General features: G+C 66.0%; 17 protein-coding genes. 7 read left to right on the plus strand and 10 right to left on the minus strand.

Annotated features, from left to right (window positions below; translation table 11 throughout):
• Positions 1-100: 100 nt before the first annotated feature.
• Positions 101-1,306 carry a CaiB/BaiF CoA transferase family protein gene (locus tag ACNJYD_RS33750; RefSeq protein ID WP_439364568.1) on the plus strand — a complete coding sequence of 402 codons (1,206 nt, stop codon included), beginning with the start codon at positions 101-103 and terminating at the stop codon, positions 1,304-1,306.
• Positions 1,307-1,460: 154 nt separating this feature from the next.
• Positions 1,461-2,108 (plus strand): glutathione S-transferase family protein, encoded by a 648-nt coding sequence (locus ACNJYD_RS33755; protein ID WP_172788428.1) that lies wholly within the window; start codon positions 1,461-1,463, stop codon positions 2,106-2,108.
• Positions 2,109-2,117: 9 nt separating this feature from the next.
• Here the strand turns inward: ACNJYD_RS33755 and ACNJYD_RS33760 are convergent, their stop codons facing one another.
• The 6 genes from ACNJYD_RS33760 to ACNJYD_RS33785 all read right to left on the minus strand — a co-directional run bounded on the left by ACNJYD_RS33760 (position 2,118) and on the right by ACNJYD_RS33785 (position 7,536).
• Positions 2,118-2,282: a hypothetical protein gene (locus tag ACNJYD_RS33760; protein WP_212259817.1), complete on the minus strand. Its 165-nt coding sequence runs from the start codon at positions 2,280-2,282 to the stop codon at positions 2,118-2,120.
• 95 nt (positions 2,283-2,377) lie between these two features.
• Entirely contained in the window at positions 2,378-3,916 is a 1,539-nt protein-coding gene (locus ACNJYD_RS33765) for a hypothetical protein (protein WP_439364569.1), read from the minus strand.
• Positions 3,917-4,009: 93 nt separating this feature from the next.
• Entirely contained in the window at positions 4,010-4,996 is a 987-nt protein-coding gene (locus ACNJYD_RS33770) for a hypothetical protein (RefSeq protein ID WP_439367546.1), read from the minus strand.
• A 398-nt stretch (positions 4,997-5,394) separates the two neighbouring features.
• On the minus strand, positions 5,395-5,892 hold the full coding sequence (locus ACNJYD_RS33775; protein WP_439364570.1) for a TPM domain-containing protein: 498 nt from the start codon (positions 5,890-5,892) through the stop codon (positions 5,395-5,397).
• Between the two features lie 3 nt (positions 5,893-5,895).
• Positions 5,896-6,795, minus strand: a complete 900-nt coding sequence (locus ACNJYD_RS33780) for a TPM domain-containing protein (protein WP_439364571.1) — start codon at positions 6,793-6,795, stop codon at positions 5,896-5,898.
• Positions 6,796-6,927: 132 nt separating this feature from the next.
• Positions 6,928-7,536, minus strand: coding sequence for a LemA family protein (locus ACNJYD_RS33785; protein ID WP_212259825.1), 609 nt, complete (start codon positions 7,534-7,536; stop codon positions 6,928-6,930).
• Positions 7,537-7,679: 143 nt separating this feature from the next.
• Between ACNJYD_RS33785 and ACNJYD_RS33790 the strand changes: the two genes are divergently transcribed.
• From ACNJYD_RS33790 to ACNJYD_RS33800, 3 genes are read left to right on the plus strand one after another with little or no spacing between them, the layout of a single operon-like run.
• The gene (locus ACNJYD_RS33790) at positions 7,680-8,534 is read left to right on the plus strand and encodes an enoyl-CoA hydratase (protein ID WP_439364572.1); all 855 of its coding nucleotides are present in this window, start codon (positions 7,680-7,682) and stop codon (positions 8,532-8,534) included.
• Between the two features lie 5 nt (positions 8,535-8,539).
• Positions 8,540-9,679 (plus strand): acyl-CoA dehydrogenase family protein, encoded by a 1,140-nt coding sequence (locus ACNJYD_RS33795; protein WP_439364573.1) that lies wholly within the window; start codon positions 8,540-8,542, stop codon positions 9,677-9,679.
• A gap of 15 nt (positions 9,680-9,694) precedes the next feature.
• A complete protein-coding gene (locus ACNJYD_RS33800; RefSeq protein ID WP_439364574.1) occupies positions 9,695-10,891 on the plus strand; it encodes an acyl-CoA dehydrogenase family protein in 1,197 nt (398 codons plus the stop codon).
• Between the two features lie 119 nt (positions 10,892-11,010).
• On the opposite strand, the gene ACNJYD_RS33805 is transcribed toward ACNJYD_RS33800, so the two are convergent.
• The 4 genes from ACNJYD_RS33805 to ACNJYD_RS33820 all read right to left on the minus strand — a co-directional run bounded on the left by ACNJYD_RS33805 (position 11,011) and on the right by ACNJYD_RS33820 (position 16,737).
• On the minus strand, positions 11,011-13,332 hold the full coding sequence (locus ACNJYD_RS33805) for a xanthine dehydrogenase family protein molybdopterin-binding subunit (RefSeq protein ID WP_439364575.1): 2,322 nt from the start codon (positions 13,330-13,332) through the stop codon (positions 11,011-11,013).
• A 221-nt stretch (positions 13,333-13,553) separates the two neighbouring features.
• Positions 13,554-14,660 carry a S1C family serine protease gene (locus ACNJYD_RS33810; RefSeq protein WP_439364576.1) on the minus strand — a complete coding sequence of 369 codons (1,107 nt, stop codon included), beginning with the start codon at positions 14,658-14,660 and terminating at the stop codon, positions 13,554-13,556.
• Between the two features lie 170 nt (positions 14,661-14,830).
• Positions 14,831-15,706, minus strand: a complete 876-nt coding sequence (locus ACNJYD_RS33815; protein WP_439364577.1) for a dihydrodipicolinate synthase family protein — start codon at positions 15,704-15,706, stop codon at positions 14,831-14,833.
• Between the two features lie 65 nt (positions 15,707-15,771).
• On the minus strand, positions 15,772-16,737 hold the full coding sequence (locus ACNJYD_RS33820; protein ID WP_439364578.1) for a VOC family protein: 966 nt from the start codon (positions 16,735-16,737) through the stop codon (positions 15,772-15,774).
• A 210-nt stretch (positions 16,738-16,947) separates the two neighbouring features.
• On the opposite strand from ACNJYD_RS33820, the gene ACNJYD_RS33825 reads away from it, so the two are divergent.
• Positions 16,948-17,814, plus strand: coding sequence for a S1C family serine protease (locus tag ACNJYD_RS33825; protein WP_439364579.1), 867 nt, complete (start codon positions 16,948-16,950; stop codon positions 17,812-17,814).
• Positions 17,811-18,182 carry a response regulator transcription factor gene (locus ACNJYD_RS33830; RefSeq protein WP_271508700.1) on the plus strand — a complete coding sequence of 124 codons (372 nt, stop codon included), beginning with the start codon at positions 17,811-17,813 and terminating at the stop codon, positions 18,180-18,182. The genes ACNJYD_RS33825 and ACNJYD_RS33830 overlap by 4 nt, the downstream gene beginning before the upstream one ends.
• The last annotated feature ends 4 nt before the right edge of the window (positions 18,183-18,186 follow it).

The following is an 18,186-nucleotide window of genomic DNA, read 5'->3' on the forward strand; positions in this document are numbered from 1 at the left end:
GCCGTTGCATCCCGGCAAAACATCGGTCTAATGCTCCCACTACCTGCCCGCGCCAATTCCAGCGCGCGGGAAACGACTGAAGCGAGGGAGCGACGCTGCGATGGAGAAGGGCATTTTTGCAGGCCTGAAGGTTCTGGACTGCGCAAGCTTCATCGCAGCGCCCGCGGCCGCGACCGTGCTGTCGGATTTCGGTGCCGACGTCGTCAAGATCGAGCCGCCCGGCACTGGCGACCCCTACCGCAATCTGCCCAACATTCCGGGCTATCCGGGCGGCGAGCACAATTACGCCTGGCTGCTGGAGGCCCGCAACAAGAAGAGCATCGCGCTCGACCTGTCCAAGCCGGAAGCGCAGGCCGTGCTCTACAAGCTCGTGGAAGAAGCCGACGTCTTCATCACCAACATGCCGCCGCCGGTGCGCGCCAAGCTCGGCATCACCTATGACCATCTCGCTCATCTCAACGACCGGCTGATCTACGCCTCCTTCACCGGCTATGGCGAAAAGGGCGAGGAGGCCAACAAGCCCGGCTTCGACAGTAACGCCTATTGGGCGCGCTCCGGCCTGATGGACCTGGTCCGCGCCGACATCGACACGACCCCGGCCCGCTCGGTCGCCGGCATGGGCGACCACCCCTGCGCCATGGCGCTCTACAGCGCGATCGTCACCGCGCTCTATCAGCGCGAGAAGACCGGCAAGGGCTCGCATGTCGCCTCCAATCTGATGGCGAACGGGGTATGGGCCGGGGGCACGCTGGCGCAGGCCAAGCTCTGCGGCGCCGAATTCGCTGAGAGACGGCCGCGCGAGCGCGCGCTCAACGCGGTCGCCAACCATTATCAGTGCAAGGACGGCCGCTGGCTGATCCTGTCGCTGCTGAACGAGGAGAAGCAGTTTCCGACGCTGGCCAAGTGCGTGGGGCGCGAAGACCTGATCGCCGATCCCCGCTTTGTCACCAAGGCCGACCGCCACGCCCGCTCGGTCGAGCTGATCAAGATCCTGGACGAGACCTTCGCCACCAGGGATCTCGCCGAATGGCGAAAGATCCTCGACGGCAACGGTCTCGTGTTCGGCGTCGTCGCCATCCTGGACGACATCCCGAACGACAAGCAGATGCTGGACAACGAGGTGCTGGTGCCGTTCGAGAACGACACCATGCTCACCATCAACAGCCCGATCTGGATCGACGGCGCCAAGAAGGTGCAGCCGCGCAAGCCGCCGGCCGTCGGCGAGCACAGTGACGAGATTTTGCGCGGGGCGGGATATGACGAGGCGGCGATCAAGCAGCTGAGGTCGTCGGGGGCGGTCGGGTAGGAGCGCGCCGCTCTAACCCCGTCATTGCGAGCGCAGCGAAGCAATCCAGAGTGTCTCCGCGGATGCATTGCTGGATTGCTTCGCTGCGCTCGCAATGACGATGCTGGACTATCTCGCTATAACAACCGGCAACACACAGATGCCGCGAGGTCTCATGCCCAGCTATCGCCTTCACTACTTCCCCGAATCCGGCAACAGCTACAAGCTGGCGCTGATGCTGACGCTCTGCGGCGAGACGTTCGAGCCGGTCTGGACCGATTTCGCCGGCGGCGTCACGCGCACGGCGGAGTGGCGCAAGGCCGTCAACGAGATGGGCGAGATTCCCGTGCTCGAGGTCGACGGCGTGAAGATGACGCAGACCGCGCCGCTGCTGCTGAAACTGGCCGAGCAATACGGCCGCTTTGGCGCCGAGACGGAGGACGAGAAGTTCGAGCTCTTGCGCTGGCTGTTCTGGGACAACCACAAGCTCACCGGCTACATGGCGACCTACCGCTTCATGCGCGCCTTCACCGAGAAAAACGACCCGCAGGTGCTGAAGCATTTTCGCCGGCGGCTCGAAGACTTTCTCGGTATCCTCGACGGACATCTCCAGCACAATGCTTTCGCGATCGGCGCAAGGCCCACGGTCGCGGACATCTCGATGATGGCCTATCTGCATTATCCGAGCGATGAGCACGGCTTCGATTTCGCCGCGAGCCATCCGGCCATCCATGCCTGGCTCGGCCGCATGGCCGCGCTGCCGGGCTGGAAGCCGGCCTACGAGCTGCTACCCGGCAAGCGGATGACGAATTACGCGACGTGACGGCTCCGATCACCTCAGCGACAGCCAGCCCAGCGTGAGCAGAATCCCGCCGATGATGACAGCCACCGCGACCGCCCAGATGCTGACACGCGCGCTGCCGGTGATCTGCTTGGCTTCCTCATTGCGCGCAATCTCGCGATTGCGCATCTTGTTGGCTTCGCTCGTGTCCGTCATGGGTCATCCAAATCGATCTGTTAGCTTGCGCGTGATCTTTTCCGAAAACGGCTACACACTTGCGCTGGCGCGGCCCTCCGGGTCCGGATCACGCGCTAACGCGTCTTGATGAAGCACATGCCGATGCGGCGCGAGGCCGCGGCGGCCTGGCAGGTCAGACCGTTAGCACAGCTCCATGACGTAAAACTCTTGTCCGGCGTTCCCGATCCCGGATCTTGCAGGGAACAATGCGCGCCCCAGCCGTCCTGATATTCGCTGCCGGCCAGCTCGCTTCTGCCGCGGGTCTGCGGCCTATCGGCAAATCCGCGTGAGAAATCAGGGCTTTTGCCGGCCGCGAACGCGGTCAGGATGTCGCGGCGGCGGAGCTGGTCGCCGAAGAAATGCGGCGAGGCCGGCACGAGGGTGGAATTAGACGGCTTGTCCGCAAGCCAATCGACGCCCGGGAAATGGAAGCCGCCGATGCCTCGGGTCTGGTGGCAGCCGGCACAGGTGATGTCGTTGAGGCGGCGCTGGAAGCCTGCGACCGAACGGACGTTCTGCAGGTCGAGGCCGCGGGCGGCCGCCTGCTTCAGCGCGCCAACCACGTCATTGTCAGTGAAGACGGGATCGCCTTTGCCCTCCCCCTGCATCAAGCCGAACTCCGGCTGCAAGGCCGAAGCGTCGAGGCCGGCGGGGGTCGGCACCATTGCGGCCTTGGCCAGGAATCTCTCCGGGATCAGCACCGTGCCGCGATCGAACTCGCGCAAGTTCTCGGGCGCGAGCAGCCAGGCCTTGAAGTCGCGCCGCAGCGCGTCGTCGGCAAGAATGCGGTCGCGGTCGATCTGGTTCTCCAGCGTCGATTCCTCGAACGTCCTGGTGGCGGCGTCGTACTTGAACACCTTCAGAAGATAGTCGGAGCGGAAATCGTGCAGCGCCGATTTCGGCGCGACCGAGACCTGGATGTTGGTCTCGATCTGGTCGAGCATGGCGTCGTCAGGCGGGAAGCGGCTGCCGATCAAGCCCTGCCAGTCGCCTTTGTCGAGCCAGCGCCGCGCGATCTCGGCGCAGCTGACCGGCTTGCCGTTCGCATCCGTCCGGCGCGCGTCGCGCGCCTTCATCACCAGGTTGAACGTCATCGGCAGGCGCGATGCGCTCTTGCTGCCATCCGGCCCGCCGTCGAACCGCGCGAGACGAAAGATCAGCCGGATCTCGCCGCAGGACTCTTGCGAGACATAGGCACGGTCCATGCGATTGACGATGCCGGCGAGCACGAACCGCGCCTCGCGCGATTTCAGATTGGCCCGATCGAACAATTGCGCGTCGAAACCCTCGCCGACGCCGATGGTCTCGCCAGGATAGGTCGCCTTGTACCAGGCGGCGTACCGTTCGAATTCCGCATCGATCGCGGGCAGAATCGCTTTCAGCTGCGGCAGCGAGGCGAACATCAGCTCGGTCGTGAGCGGAACGTCGGAATTCCGCTCCGGCGACAAAAGACGCGAGATCGTCAGCGCATTAGTCTGGTCGAGCTTGCGCAGGAGAGCGGGGTCGGTGATCGCGGTGCCGCGGGTCAGCGCAGTGCTGTCCGCTGCGAAGAGCGGAACGACACCGCCCAGCAATGCGGCGGCAGCAACGAGAATTCGCAAGAAGCGACCCATGCCTGAGGTAACACCGCGCAGGGATGCCTATTCAAGCAAAAAGGCGCCTCACATCGCGGTGAAGCGCCTCTTCGAAAGTCGGATACCGGACGCTCAGCGCGCCGTGATCAGCCCCCTGCTGGTGACGACCACCCAGCGGCCATCCTGGCGGCGGATCGCATCGACACGGCCGACGCCGGGGATGGGATCGCCGGGATAGACCTCGTAGAGGCCGTCGCGGCCCTCGATCAGCGCGCCGCCGTTGCTGGCGTTGCGCAGCCGCCAACCCTCGATCGTCGGCAGACGTCCGACTTCAGTCTTGGGAGCTGCGGGCGCCGGGGCCGCCGCGGTCGCGACCTGGGTCTGGGGCTGGGTCGGCGCGATCGAGCCGGTGGTCTCCTTGGGCATCGCTGCTGCGGCCTGCGCGGGCGCGGCAGGCGGCGTGGCGCGGAGCTTGTCGACGGTCTCGGACAGCTTTGCGATCCTGGCCAGCGGCTCGGCCTGCGCCTTTTCGAGCTTGTCCAGCCGGTCGTTGGCGCGGTTGAACTGGCTCAGGCCGGACTTCGAGCTCTGCTCGACATTGGCCTTCAGTGCGACAAGGTCGGCATCGATCCGCGCGACGGAGGCATCCAGCGCACTGGTGTCGGCGACCTGGACCGGCGCCTGGGCTGGAGCAGCGAAATGCATCATGCCGGCGGTCGCAAGCGCGCCGCTAATCGCGCCGACGCTGGCGGCAATCGCCACCACCGCGGCCATGGCCGACAGGCGACGCTTGCTGCCGGCCTCGCGCGGCTCGTCCGCCTTCACATGGGGGGCGAAGTCCTCACGGTCCCACGAACGATCCGAGGGCGCCATGACAATCAGCTTGCCGGGCTTCGGCTCGGGCTTGGCCTCAGTCTTGACCTCAGTCTTGGCTTCGACCTTCGGCACTTCGATCCGCGGCGGCTCAATCTTCGGGGCGTCCGCCTTGACCGGATCCGGCTTGGGCGGCGCTTCGTGGTCGGGGGCGATCGAGGGGGCGTCGATACCGGCGGCAACCTCGACGGCCTGCGGCGCTGCGGCGTCGACAGCACCGGACTCCTGGGCAGCCTGCTCGGGCATGGGTTCGCTCACGGCTCAAATACTCCAGTCTCGGTTGACCTTTTGGTAACTTTCATTGCTTGCGAAATCCTTACCTCGGGACCCGCTTACCGAAATTTTAGGAAGTTATCCGGGGCCGAATTGGGCCGGGAAAGTGGAACCGGTGTGGCGGGCGTGAAACAATTCGTAATCGGGGGAAGATGAACGGCGGCGGAATGGGCGCTGGGCCGCTCATCCTTCGAGGCTCGCTACGCTCGCGCCTCAGGATGACGGAGAGCGTTGAGCGCGCTGCTCCTCCAGCGTCATTGCGAGCGCAGCGAAGCAATCGAGAATTCCTCCGCGGCGGCAGCCTGGATTGCTTCGCTACGCTCGCAATGACGGATGTGGAGTGGCTCCCGCCCCTCTCACATCACACTCCGTCACATCACGACCGGCGCATCCGGTAGCTCGTTCGGATGCGATGCGCCCGGCGGGAAATGGCGCGCCAGCTCGCGCGACACCGCGTCGATACCTGCGATGACGCCATGTTCGAACCGGCCCGACCTGAACTCGGCCTCCATCGCGCGGCAGATCGTCTCCCAACCCTCCGCGCCAACCTTCGCATCGATGCCGCGATCGGCGATGATCTCGACGTCGCGGTCGGCGAGCAGGAGATAGATCAGAACGCCGCTGTTGTGCGCGGTGTCCCAGATGCGCAGATGCGAGAACACGTCGAGCGCGCGCGCGCGGGCCGGCTGGTTGCGGAACAGCGGACGGCCGTCGAGCGCCCCTTCGACGACGAAGCGGACCTGGCCGGAATGGGTGGCTTCGCCGCGCTGGATCGCCTGCTCGATGCGGTCGAGCACGGCTTGCGGGAAAATCTGCTTCGCCCGCCAATGATGCTGGACGAGATGTCGGGCAATGCGCTTGATGCTCATGTCCTACCAGCTCCCCGAGGCACCGCCGCCGCCGAAACTGCCGCCACCGCCGCTGAAGCCGCCGCTGTCGCTGCTGCTTGACGATCCGCTGCTCCAGCCACCCGAGGAGCCGCTCGACCATGCGCCGCCGCGCGAGCGGCCCGTACCCGGCGTGATCGCCGAAAACAGATCGGCGATAAATCCGATGACGAAGCCGAGCACGCCGACGGCCGCGGCGAGAGCAGCGGAGCCGAGGATGAGCCAGGTCACCGCTGCGATGATGCCCCCGGTCACCAATGATCCGAGCAGCCGCCCCAGGATCGCGCGGAAAAACCCGCCGACGCCGATCGAGGCGAACAGCGCCACCGCGAACACCGGCGCGAGGTCGTCCAGATTGTGGGCGAAGTTGACGCTGCGCGAGGGTGACGGCAGCGGCTCGCCGTCGATCACCCGCATCATGCGGTCGACGCCTGCGCTGATGCCCGCGGCGAAATCGCCGCTCCTGAACTTGGGGGTGATATCCTCGTCGATGATGCGCCGCGAGGTGACGTCGGTGAGCACGCCTTCGAGACCGTAGCCGACCTCGATGCGCAAATGCCGGTCGTTCTTGGCGACGACGAGGATCGCGCCGTCGTCGACCTTCTTGCGACCGATCTTCCAGGCCTCCGCGACCCGGATCGAGAATTGCTCGATCGTCTCCGGCTGCGTGGTCGGGACGATCAGGACGGCGATCTGGCTGCCCTTGCGGTTCTCGAAGTCGCGCAGCTTTTGCGTGAGCGTGGCGATGTCGCTGCTTGAGAGCGTGCCGGTCTGATCGACGACGCGGCCGGTGAGCTGGGGGACGGCGACGTCGGCGTGGGTGGGGAAGGCAAAGGTGAGGAGGAGTGCGATGGCGAGGACCGCGCACCACACCCTCGCTGTCATCGCCCGGCTGGACCGGGCGATCCAGTATTCCAGAGACGCCGGCGGGATGCGGAGAGGCCGCGGCGTACTGGATTCCCCGCCTTCGCGGGGAATGACAGTGGTGGGTGGGACGCGCATCGGGACCGAACGCGCTTACTTCGACGGCGCCGGTGCCGGATTGAAGTCCACCTTCGGCGCGGTCGAGATCGCCTTCTCGTTCTCGACCGTGAAGTTCGGCTTTTCCTTGTAGCCGAACGCCATCGCGGTGAGGTTGGTCGGGAACGAGCGGATGGTGACGTTATAGTCCTGCACCGCCTTGATGTAGCGGTTGCGCGCGACCGTGATACGGTTCTCGGTGCCCTCGAGCTGCGACATCAAATCCTTGAACAAGGCATCGGACTTCAGCTGCGGATAGTTCTCGGTGACGACCAGGAGCCGCGACAGCGCGCTGGAGAGCTCGCCCTGCGCGGCCTGGAATTTCTGGAACGCGGCGGGATCGTTCAGCACCTCAGGCGTCGCCTGGATGCTGCCGACCTTGGCCCGCGCATTGGTGACGCCGAGCAGCACGTCCTTCTCCTGCTGGGCAAAGCCCTTCACCGAGTTGACGAGGTTGGGCACGAGGTCGGCGCGGCGCTGATACTGGTTCACGACCTCGGACCAATTGGCCTTGATCTGCTCGTCCTCGCTCTGGATCGCGTTGTAGCCGCAATTGGTCAGGCTCAGCGAGGCCAGGGCGGCCAGCACGGTCAGGATCTTGCGCATTAAATTTCTCCCGGTGGAATCCGACGCAAACTATCAGATTGCGCGCCCGAGAAAAGCAGCCGGCTGACGCAAGCCTCTTGCCTATCGCAGGCCGACATAGTCAACTCCCGCAAAACAAAAGCGGAAACGCCAGGGGGAACGCGATGTCCTCGTTCGAGACCATCCTCGTGGAACGGCCGGAGCCGGCGATCGTCCGTGTCGTGATGAACCGGCCCGAGGCGCGCAACGCGCAGAACCTGCAAATGACCTACGACCTCAACGCCGCATTCGATGCGGCGGTGCAGGACGACGCGGTCAAGGTGATCATTCTCGCCGGCAACGGGCCGCACTTCTCCTCCGGCCACGACCTGCGTCCCGGAGACAAGAATACCGCAGGGGTCGATTTTCCGCCGATTGGAAATTGGGGTGGCTTTGCCGAGCCGAACGCCCATGGCCGCTTCGCCCGCGAGCAGGAAATTTATCTCCAGATCACGCGCCGCTGGCGCAACCTGGCGAAGCCCACCATTGCCGAGGTCCATGGCAAGTGCATCGCCGGCGGTCTGATGCTGGCCTGGGCCTGCGATCTCATCGTCGCCAGCGACGATGCGCAGTTCTGCGATCCCGTTGTCACCATGGGCGTCTGCGGCGTCGAATGGTTCGTGCATCCCTGGGAGCTGGGTGCGCGTAAGGCCAAGGAGTTCCTGTTCACCGCCGACAGCTGGAGCGCCGTGGAGGCGCACCAGCTCGGCATGGTCAACCAAATCGTGCCGCGCGCCGAGCTGTCGTCGCGCGTGCTGGAGCTGGCACGAAGGATCGCGACAAAGCCGTCCTTCGCGCTGAAGCTGACCAAGGAGGCGGTCAACCGCTCGGTCGACGTCATGGGCCAACCGGCCGCGATCGACCAGGCTTTTGCGCTGCATCAGCTCTGTCACGCGCACAATCTCCAGGAGTTCGGCATGATCGTCGATCCATCCGGCCTGCATCCCTCCGTGCGCAAGCCGCCGGCCGCCGCGGAGTAGACGCGATGGATCTCAATCTCAGTGACGAGCAAAAGTTGCTGCGCGAAAGCGCGGAACGCTTTGTAGTCGAAAGCTATGACGCCGATCATCGCCGCAAGATGGCGAATGACCCACTCGGCTTCAGCCCGGCCGTTTGGAAGCAATTCGCCGAGCTCGGCTGGCTGGCACTGCCGCTTCCCGAAGAGTATGGCGGGCTCGGCGGCAACGCGGTCGATATCGGCATCCTGATGGAGGCCTTTGGCCGGGGCCTGGTGTCGGAGCCCTATGTCGCAACGGTCGTGCTCGGGGCCGCGCTGATCGCCAGATGCGGCACCAGCGAGCAGAAGCAGGCGAGCCTGCCCAAGGTGGCGGACGGATCGCTGAAGCTTGCCTTTGCGCATGCCGAGCGCGCCGCCCGGTTCGATCTTGCCAGGGTCACGACCAGCGCCAACAAGACAGGACAAGGCTGGCGCCTCTCCGGCAGCAAGATCGCCGTACTTGACGGACATGCCGCCGACGAGATCATCGTCTCCGCCCATATCCACGATCATCGGGGACCCCAGGGGCGGATCGGCCTGTTCCTCGTGCAGGCGACGACGTCAGGTCTCGTCATCAGCGATTATCCGCGTCTCGGCGGCGGACGGGCCTGCAACATCGAGCTGCTCGAGGCGCATCTGCCGGAAGACGCCCTGCTCGGCGACGGCAGCGACGCCCTGCCCGCAATCGAATGGGCGATCGATCGCGCCATGGCCGCGTTAGGGGCGGAAGCTGTCGGTATCATGCAGACGCTGCTCGACACCACGCTCGACTACACCAAGATCCGAAAACAATTCGGCCGGCCGCTCTCCGCCAACCAGGTGATCCGCCACCGCCTCGCCGACATGGCGATGCAGGTCGACGAGGCGCGCTCGATGGCGCTGCGGGCGGCGTTGAAGGCCGATAGCGCGCCGGTTGAACGCGCGCGGGCCGCGTCGGGCGCGAAGGCGAAGATCGGCAAATGCGCGCGCTTCGTCGGCGAGCAGTCGATCCAGCTCCATGGCGGCATGGGCGTCACCGAGGAGCTCGAGGTCGGCGCCTATTTCAAGCGGCTGGTCGCCTTCGACACGTTGTTCGGCGGCACCGCGCATCACTATGCCCGCCACGCCGCGCTGGGCCGCAGGGCCTGACACTGGGAGAGCATCATGGACTTGTCGTTCAATGCCGAGGAGCGCGCCTTCCAGGACGAGGTGCGCGGATTCATTGCCAGGAATCTCTCCGAGGAGATGAAGCGCGCAACCGCGCTGACGCCATCGGTGTTCTCCGACCCTGACATCGGCATGGCCTGGCAGCGCGCGCTGCACGCCCAAGGCTGGGGCGCGCCGGGCTGGCCGGTCGAATATGGCGGCCCCGATTGGACGCCGGCGCAGCGCTGGATCTTCGAAACCGAATCCGCACGCGCCGGCGTGCCCAATGTCAACGTGATGGGCGTCAAGATGGTCGGGCCCGTCATCATCGGCTTCGGCAGCCCCGAGCAGAAGAATTTCTACCTGCCGCGGATTCTCTCCGGCGAGGATTATTGGTGTCAGGGCTATTCCGAGCCGGGGTCCGGCTCCGATCTCTCGTCGCTCAAGACCCGCGCGGTGCGCGACGGCGACGATTACATCATCAACGGCACCAAGATCTGGACCACGCACGCCCATCACGCCAACCGCATGTTCGCGCTGGTGCGCACCAGCGACGGGCCGCGGCAGCAGGACGGCATCAGCTTCATCCTGATCGACATGAAGACGCCGGGCATCACCACGCGCCCAATCCTGACCATCGGCGGCGACCACGAGGTCAACCAGGTGTTCTTCGACGACGTCCGCGTGCCGGTCGCCAACCGCGTCGGCGAGGAAGGCAAGGGCTGGACCTACGGCAAATATCTGCTGGAGTTCGAGCGCGGCGCGGGCATCGCCTCGGCCAAGCTGCGCGAAGGATTGAAGGCGATCGCGGACCTCGCCGAGTCCGACCTCACGGGCCGCGCGATCGACAGCCCCGACATCGCAACGCGGATCTCGGAGGTGGAGGTCGATATCGACGCGCTGGAGATGACGGAGCTGCGCGTGCTCTCGGCACTCCAGACCGGCCAGAATCCCGGTGCGGTGTCGTCGATCCTGAAGCTGCGCAACAGCGAGATCCGCCAGGCCGTCACGCGGCTCGGGGCCGACGTGATCGGCCACGACGCCCTCGCCGTCGAGCCGATGCGCCCGCTCTACAAGCTCAACCACGAGCCGGCGACGCCTGAGGAGATGCTGACGGTGATGCCGGAATATCTCAACGGCCGCGCCTACACCATCTTCGGCGGCACCTCGGAGATCCAGCGCGACATCATCGCGAAGATGATGCTGGGGATTTGAGGGCTACGGCCTCTCCGCCGTCATTGCGGGGAGCTCTTGCGACGAAGCAATCCAGAATCTTTCCGCGGAGATAAACTGGATTGCTTCGCTACGCTCGCAATGACGGTGCACTGTGGCCGTTAGCCCGCCTTCGCGTCCCGGATCGCCTGCCAGATCTTCTGCGGCGTCAGCGGCGTATTCAGCTGGTCTATGCCGAGCTCGGCGAGCGCGTCCATCACGCCGTTGGTGACGCAAGGCGGGCCGCCGATGGCGCCGGATTCGCCGCAGCCCTTGGCGCCGAGCGGATTGGTGCGGCAGGGCGCGGTGTCGTCGAGCGTCACCACGATCGGCGGCACGTCGTCGGCGCGCGGGATGCAATAATCCTGGTAGCTCGCGGTCAGCAGCTGGCCGTCGGCATCGTAGGAGACGCCCTCATACAGCGCCTGGCCGATGCCCTGCGCTACGCCGCCATGGATCTGCCCCGTGACCAGCATCGGGTTCACGGCGACGCCGACGTCGTCGACGGTGGTGTAGCGCACGACCTTGGAGACGCCGGTCTCGGGATCGATCTCGACCTCGCAGATATGCGTGCCGTTCGGCCAGCTCGGTCCATCCACCTCGCCTTCGGAATCGACGCTGAGCTTGGCGCCGTTCTCCTTCTCGGCGAGATCGAACAGGCTGATGCGGCGGTCAGTGCCAACCACGGTGAGCAAGCCGCCCTGATATTCGATGTCCTCGACCGAGGTCTCCAGCACGTTCGCCGCCTTCTCGCGCGCCTTCTGGATCAGATCGTTGGAGGATACCGCGACCGCGGTGCCGCCGACGAACAGCGAGCGCGAGCCGACGCTACCGAAGCCCATGGCCAGATCAGTGTCGCCCTGCACGACGTCGATCTTGTCCATGGGGATACCGAGCGAGTCGGAGATCATCTGGGTGTAGGTGGTCTGCAAGCCCTGCCCCATCGCCATGGTGCCGGAATGCAGCACGACGCGCCCTTGCGAGGTCGCGTGCAGGCTGACCTTCTCGGTGTGGGCGCGGCCGCCGGTCCACTCGATGTAGGAGGTGAGGCCGCGGCCGTAGAGCAGGCCCTTCTTCTTCGCGGCCTTCTTGCGCGCGGCGAAGCCGTCCCAGTCGGCAAGCTTCACGGCGCGATCGAGCATGTGCGCGAAGGCGCCGGAATCGTAGACCTGGCCGGCCGCATTGGTATAGGGCAGCTGCGCCGGCTTGATGTAGTTGGCTTTGCGGATCGCACGTGGATCCATGCCGATTTTTCGCGCAGCAGCGTCGAACAGGCGCTCGACGATGAAGACGGCCTCAGGCCGGCCCGCGCCGCGATAGGCGCCGACGGGCGCGGTGTGGGTCATCACCGTCTTCACCTCAAAGTGCACCAGCGGCAGGTCATAGACACCGGTCTGAACGAACGGCCCGAGCACCAGCGGGATGATGTTGGCCGCGCCTGAGGAATAGGCCCCGGTGCAGCCGATCGACTTGACGCGATAGGCCAGCACCTTGCCCTTCTCGTCCAGCGCGAAGGAGGCCGTCGAGGTCAGATCGCGGCCGTGGGTGCCGCCGACGAATTCGTCGGTGCGATCGCCGCGCCAGCGGATCTTCTTGTTCAGCTTGGTCGCGGCATAGGCGACGATGCCGTCCTCGGGGTAGAGATTGGTCTTCTGGCCAAAGCCGCCGCCGATGTCGCCGACCAGCACCCGGACGCTGTCCTTGGGACGCTTGAGCACGGCTTCCGCCAGCACGTCGCGGGTCGAGGCCGGCGTCTGCGACTGCACGTGCAGCAGGAGACGGCCGGACTTCTTGTCGATCTCGGCAATGGTCGAGCGCGGCTCCATTGCGGACGGAACGAGACGCTGGCTGACGATATCGAGCTCGACCGTGTGCGCCGCCTTGGCAAAGGCCTCGTCGACCTTGGCGGCATCGCCGTAAGCCATCGCGCCGACGATGTTGTCGGGCGCCTCCGGCCACACCACGGGCGCGCCTGATTTCACCGCCTCGACGGGATCGACCACCGCGGGCTGCACGTCATATTCGACCGCGATCGCTTCAGCCGCGCTCTGCGCCTCCACGCGCGATGATGCCACCACCGCGGCCACGGCCTCTCCGGCATAGCGCACGACCTCGTGGGCGAGCAGCCGGCGCGGCGGCACCGTCATCGGCTTGCCGTCCGGGCGCTTGAAGATGTTCAGCGTCGGGATGGTGCCGATGTCGTCCTTGATGAGGTCCGCGCCGGTGTAGATCGCGGCGACGCCGGGCATCGAGGCCGCGGCACTGGTGTCGATCGCGACGATCTTCGCGTGGGCGTGCGGCGAGCGCAGCAGGTGCAACCACAAGGCGCCGTCCGCAGGCTTGTCGTCGATGAACTGTCCCTTCCCGGTGAGTAGCCTCTGATCTTCCAAACGCTTGACGGGCTGCCCCGCTCCGAAACGCAAATTGCCGGGAAGAATGTTCATTCCGCTGTATCCTCGAGATCCGGAAAACGACCGCGGCGGTTTTAACCGATTTTGCGCGCCAGACAACCGAGCCCCGGCACATCTGCAATGCGCATCAGAGCCCTTGCAGGCGCGGATCGGCTAAAGCGCGATGAGATTTGGACGAATCGTCATCGCGCTTAAGGTCTTTGTTTGAGCATGATCTCTTCGGAAAACCGCTTCACACTTTTCCGGATCATGCTCTAGGACCGGTCGATATCGACGATGCTCACATTGACATCGCGGCTGTCGGAGCCGCGCTTGACCGTGAGCCGAACGGTCTTCCCGGCCCCGGCCTGCTCCAGCGCATCGGTCAGGTCGGAGAGGCGGCGCACCGGCTTGCCTTCGGCCGCGGTGATGATGTCTCCGACCGCGCCCGTCGAAAAGTTGACGCCGCGAATGCCTGCCCGCTCGGCAGGACTGCCGGGGGACGTGCGCACCACGATCAACCCCTCGACGCCAAGCCGCGTCGCGACATCCTCACCGGCGGCCACGATGCCGATGCCGGGCGTCGGCACGCGACCATTGCGGATCAACTCGGGCACGATCCGGTTCACGACATCGACCGGCACCGCAAAGCCGATGCCGGCGTTCGAGCCGGACGGCGATATGATGGCGGTGGTGACGCCGATCAGCCGGCCGGCGGAATCCAGCAACGGGCCGCCTGAATTGCCCGGGTTGATCGCGGCATCGGTCTGGATGACATTGGCGATCTCCCGGCCGCCATGGGTCGGGAGCCGGCGCTTGAGCGCGCTGATGATGCCGGAGGTCATCGACTGATCCAGCCCGAAGGGATTGCCGATCGCGAAGGCGGATTGCCCGACCTTCAGGTCGCTCGAGCTGCCGAGAGCGATCGGCGCTGGAAGCTGGCGCACGCTGCGGATGCGCAGCACCGCGAGATCGTAATTGGGCGCCGTGCCGACCAGGTCGACCTGGGCCACTTCACCCGACGCAAAGCGCACGGCGATCTCGCCGCCATTGGCGATGACATGATTGTTCGTCACCAGGTGACCCTCGCCGTCCCAGACGAATCCCGTACCGGAGGCGCCGCCACCGTCCTGGCCTTCCTCGCCCATGAGGGGACTTGCCGCCGACCTGGCCGCGACCTGAACGACCGACGGCGATACGCGTTCGAAGATGTCGATGGTTGCCTTTTCGCCATCCGACAGCGGGCCGCGCTGCTCGACGGCACGTGCGGAGGGCGCCGCCCAAGGGACATATGAGATCGGGACATGCAGGATCTTCGCGGCAGTGACGGCGAGCAGCAGGGCGGCGAAGGCGGCCGCGGCAATCGCGTAGCGACGATTCATTGGTGACCACCGTGTTTGTGCTGAACGCGGGCTCTGACATGCGCATGCGTAGGCGACAGAGGTCGCTGACGCAGCAACGTCGCAAACGGACGGAAGTTTCTCGGTTGGGCGGGTAAGGGCCTTTTTGGCTCCCGCAGGGGTGCCGGGGCATATTGCCGCGTGGCAAACAGCTATGTCAGCTCGCGCAACGCCGCTTCCACCACCTTGCGCGCCTCGGCCGTCAGCGGTGCCTGCGGCGGGATGGGCTCGCCAACGTCATAGCCCTGGATCGAAAGGCCGGCCTTGATGCAGGCCGCGAGATTGAAGCGGGCGAAGGCTTCGTTGATGCGCCAAAGCCGGCGCTGCAGCGCCATGGCCTCGTTCCAGCGGCCGGCCTTGCTGAGCTCATAGAGCATGACGCTCTGGCGCGGGATGATGCAGGCAGGTCCCGCCATCCAGCCGCGGCCGCCGATCAGCATCACTGCTGCCGGAATGTGGGCAGAGGCGGAGAACACGCGCAAGGCGTCGCCGCAGCGGTTCATGATCGAGAGCAGCCGGCCGGTGTTGGTCGAGGCATCCTTGATGTAGCCGATGCGCGGATGCTCGGCGAGACGCGCGATGACGTCGAGGGTGAGATCGGAGCGCTGGAATTGCGGATTGGTGTAGATGACGACGGGAATGTCCACGGCATCGGCGATGGCGCGGAAGTAGGATTCGACCTGCGCATCGGCCAGCGGGAAATACGCCTCCAGGATCGCCAGGATGCCGTCGGCCCCACACTTCTGGTAGGCTTTCGCTTGCGCCACCGCATCCGCCGTCGAAGTCGAGGCGACGCCGGCGACAACAGGCACGCGGCCTTGCGCGGCCTCAATCGTGGTCTGCACGACCGCCGTGCGTTGCGCGGCGTTGAGATAGGCGAATTCGCCGGTCGAGCCCAGCGGCGTCAGCCCGTGCACGCCGGCGCCGATCAGGTCGTCGCAGAGTTTTGCCAGCACGTTGGTCCGCACCGTGCCATCGGCATCGACGGGCGAGACGAGGTACGGAAAGACACCGTGGAATTCGGACATTGTCGGCGCGGATCCCGGTCGATTGGTTTGCGTCTGACTGCTCTTACCAATGCCGGCGCCGGCGATCAAACCCTGAGCAGACGCACCCGCGTGCCCCAGGGATCGACCGCCTCCACCCCGTCCGCGAGCGGCGTGACTTTCGCGCCGCCCTTGCGCAGCCGTTCTTCCTGCGCGGCGAGCAGCTCCGGCTTTGCCATCACCAGCGAGAACCAGGCAAGGCCGGTCGCGGACTCGTCGCGCTGGCCGGCGCCCTGGCTCTGCCAGACGTTCATTCCGAGGTGATGGTGATAGCGACCCGACGACAGGAACGCTGCTCCGTTGCGCTTGCGGGTCGGGTCGAGGCCGACCGTGCCGTGGTAGAAGCTCTCGGCCTGCGCGAGATCGCCGACGCGCAGATGCATGTGGCCGATGCGCATTCCGTCCGGCGCCTTGGCGTAATCAGGGATGCGCGTGTTGGTCAGCGACAGCAGGTCGGGAATGTTGAGCTCGTCCGTCGCCATCTTCACGCTGCCCTCGCTCCATTGCCATTGCGAGGGATCGCGGTCGGCATAGACCTCGATGCCGTTGCCTTCGGGGTCGTCGAGATAGACGGATTCGGAGACGAGGTGATCGGCAAAGCCCGACAACGGCACGCGGTGCGAGGCGGCGTGAACCAGCCAGCGCGCCAGATCCTTGCGCGTCGGCATCAGGAAGGCGGTGTGGTAGAGGCCGGCGGCGCTGCGCGGCTCGATCGCCGCATCGGGCCGGGCCTCCAGCACCAGCAGCGTGAGGCCTGACGTGCCGAGCCTGGCTGTGGCCGCCGAGCGCTCCATCACGGTGAGGCCGATCACGTCGCGGTAGTAATCGGCAACCTTGTCGAGGTTCTTCACCCGCAGCGTTACCATGCCGACCCGCATCGGCGTGCGGCTGGCAAACGTCGGGCCGCCGCCCTGCGGTGTGCCCTCGGCACGGGCCGCGGCTGCGGCGGCCATCGCGAGCGAGGTGGCGCCGGCGAGTTGCAGCAGGCTGCGGCGGGTGAGGTCGATTGTCATGAGGGCTCGAAATCCTAGAGGCCACGGGGCGCAATTTCGGGATTGCTACACGTTCCCGTGAGGCGCTCCCAATCACATGTTCGTCGGCCGTGGTCCTACGGAGGTCCGCCGCTCTCCCCTGTTCTGGTCCTCGTTCTGCTCCTGGCCACCCGGCCAGTTTCGCAATCGCCTGCGGCATCCCAGATTGAGGGCAACTTACAGGAGCCCGCCATGACCGATCTTAGTCCCCTGTCCTCACTGTCGTTCGCGCTCGCGGGATTGGTGGCGCGCACCGCGCCGTCCGTCGTTGCCGTGCATTCGCATCGTTCCCGCGCCACCGGCTTTGCCTGGAAGAGCGGCCTGATCGTCACCGCCGACGAGGCACTGGCCGACGAGGGCGAGGTCGAGATCGGCCTCGCCGACGGCAGCCGGGCCGCCGCCACGATCGCCGGGCGCGACCACACGACCGACATTGCGCTGCTGCGCACCGAGGCCGCGGTCACGCCGGTCAAGCTTGCCACCACGGTCCCACCGCTTGGCACGTTGTCGATCGTTGTCGCCACCAACCGCGAGACGCCGAGCGCGGCGCTCGGAATGGTATCGGCGTCCGGCAAGAGCTGGCGCTCCTTGCGCGGCGGCGACATCGATGCCCGGATCGAGCTCGACGTTCGCCTCAGCCGCGGTCAGCAGGGTGGCCTCGCGCTCGACGCATCGGGCGACGCCTTCGGCATGGCCGTGCTGGGGCCGCGGCGGGTGCTCGTCATACCGACGGCAACGATCGAGCGCGTCGCGCCGCAGTTGGAAAGCCGCGGCCGCATCGCGCGCGGCTATCTCGGCCTCGGGCTGCAGCCGGTGCGCCTCGACGACGGCATCGGCGCGATGGTGATGAATGTCGACAAGGCCGGGCCTTCCGCCGCGGCCGGTATCCGACAGGGCGACGTGATCGTGGCGGTCAACGATCAAAAGCTGTCGGGCGTGCGCGCGCTGTCGCAGGCGCTGGGACCTGCGAGCGTCGGCGTGGTGGTCGAGGTCGCCGCGCGCCGCGGCGGCGAGCCGGTCAGCTTCAAGGTCACGGTCGGCGAGAGGCCGGAGGCGTGAGCGAGGACAAGACGGCCGAGATCGTACTCGCCCTGGAGATCGACGATCCCGCCCTCGCCGATCGCCTGTCGGCCCTACTCGGCAATGTCGCCGGGCTGCGCCTCGCTGCGCCCGGCGAAGCCGCCGCGGCGACGATTGTCGCCCGCGATCCGCGCATCAGCCCTGCGGACATCGCGCTGACGCAGCGCGAGCTCGACGTGCTGGCGCTGATGGCCGAGGGTGCCTCCAACAAGATGATCGCGCGGCAGCTCGGCATCTCCGTGCACACCGTGAAATTCCATGTCGGCTCGTTGCTCGACAAGCTCGATGCCACCGGTCGCACCGATGCAGTCGCGCATGCGGCACGCCGCGGCGTGATCGAGCTCTGAGTCA

The sequence above is a fragment of the Bradyrhizobium sp. SPXBL-02 genome (assembly GCF_051853065.1).
In the GTDB taxonomy this organism is placed as follows: domain Bacteria; phylum Pseudomonadota; class Alphaproteobacteria; order Rhizobiales; family Xanthobacteraceae; genus Bradyrhizobium.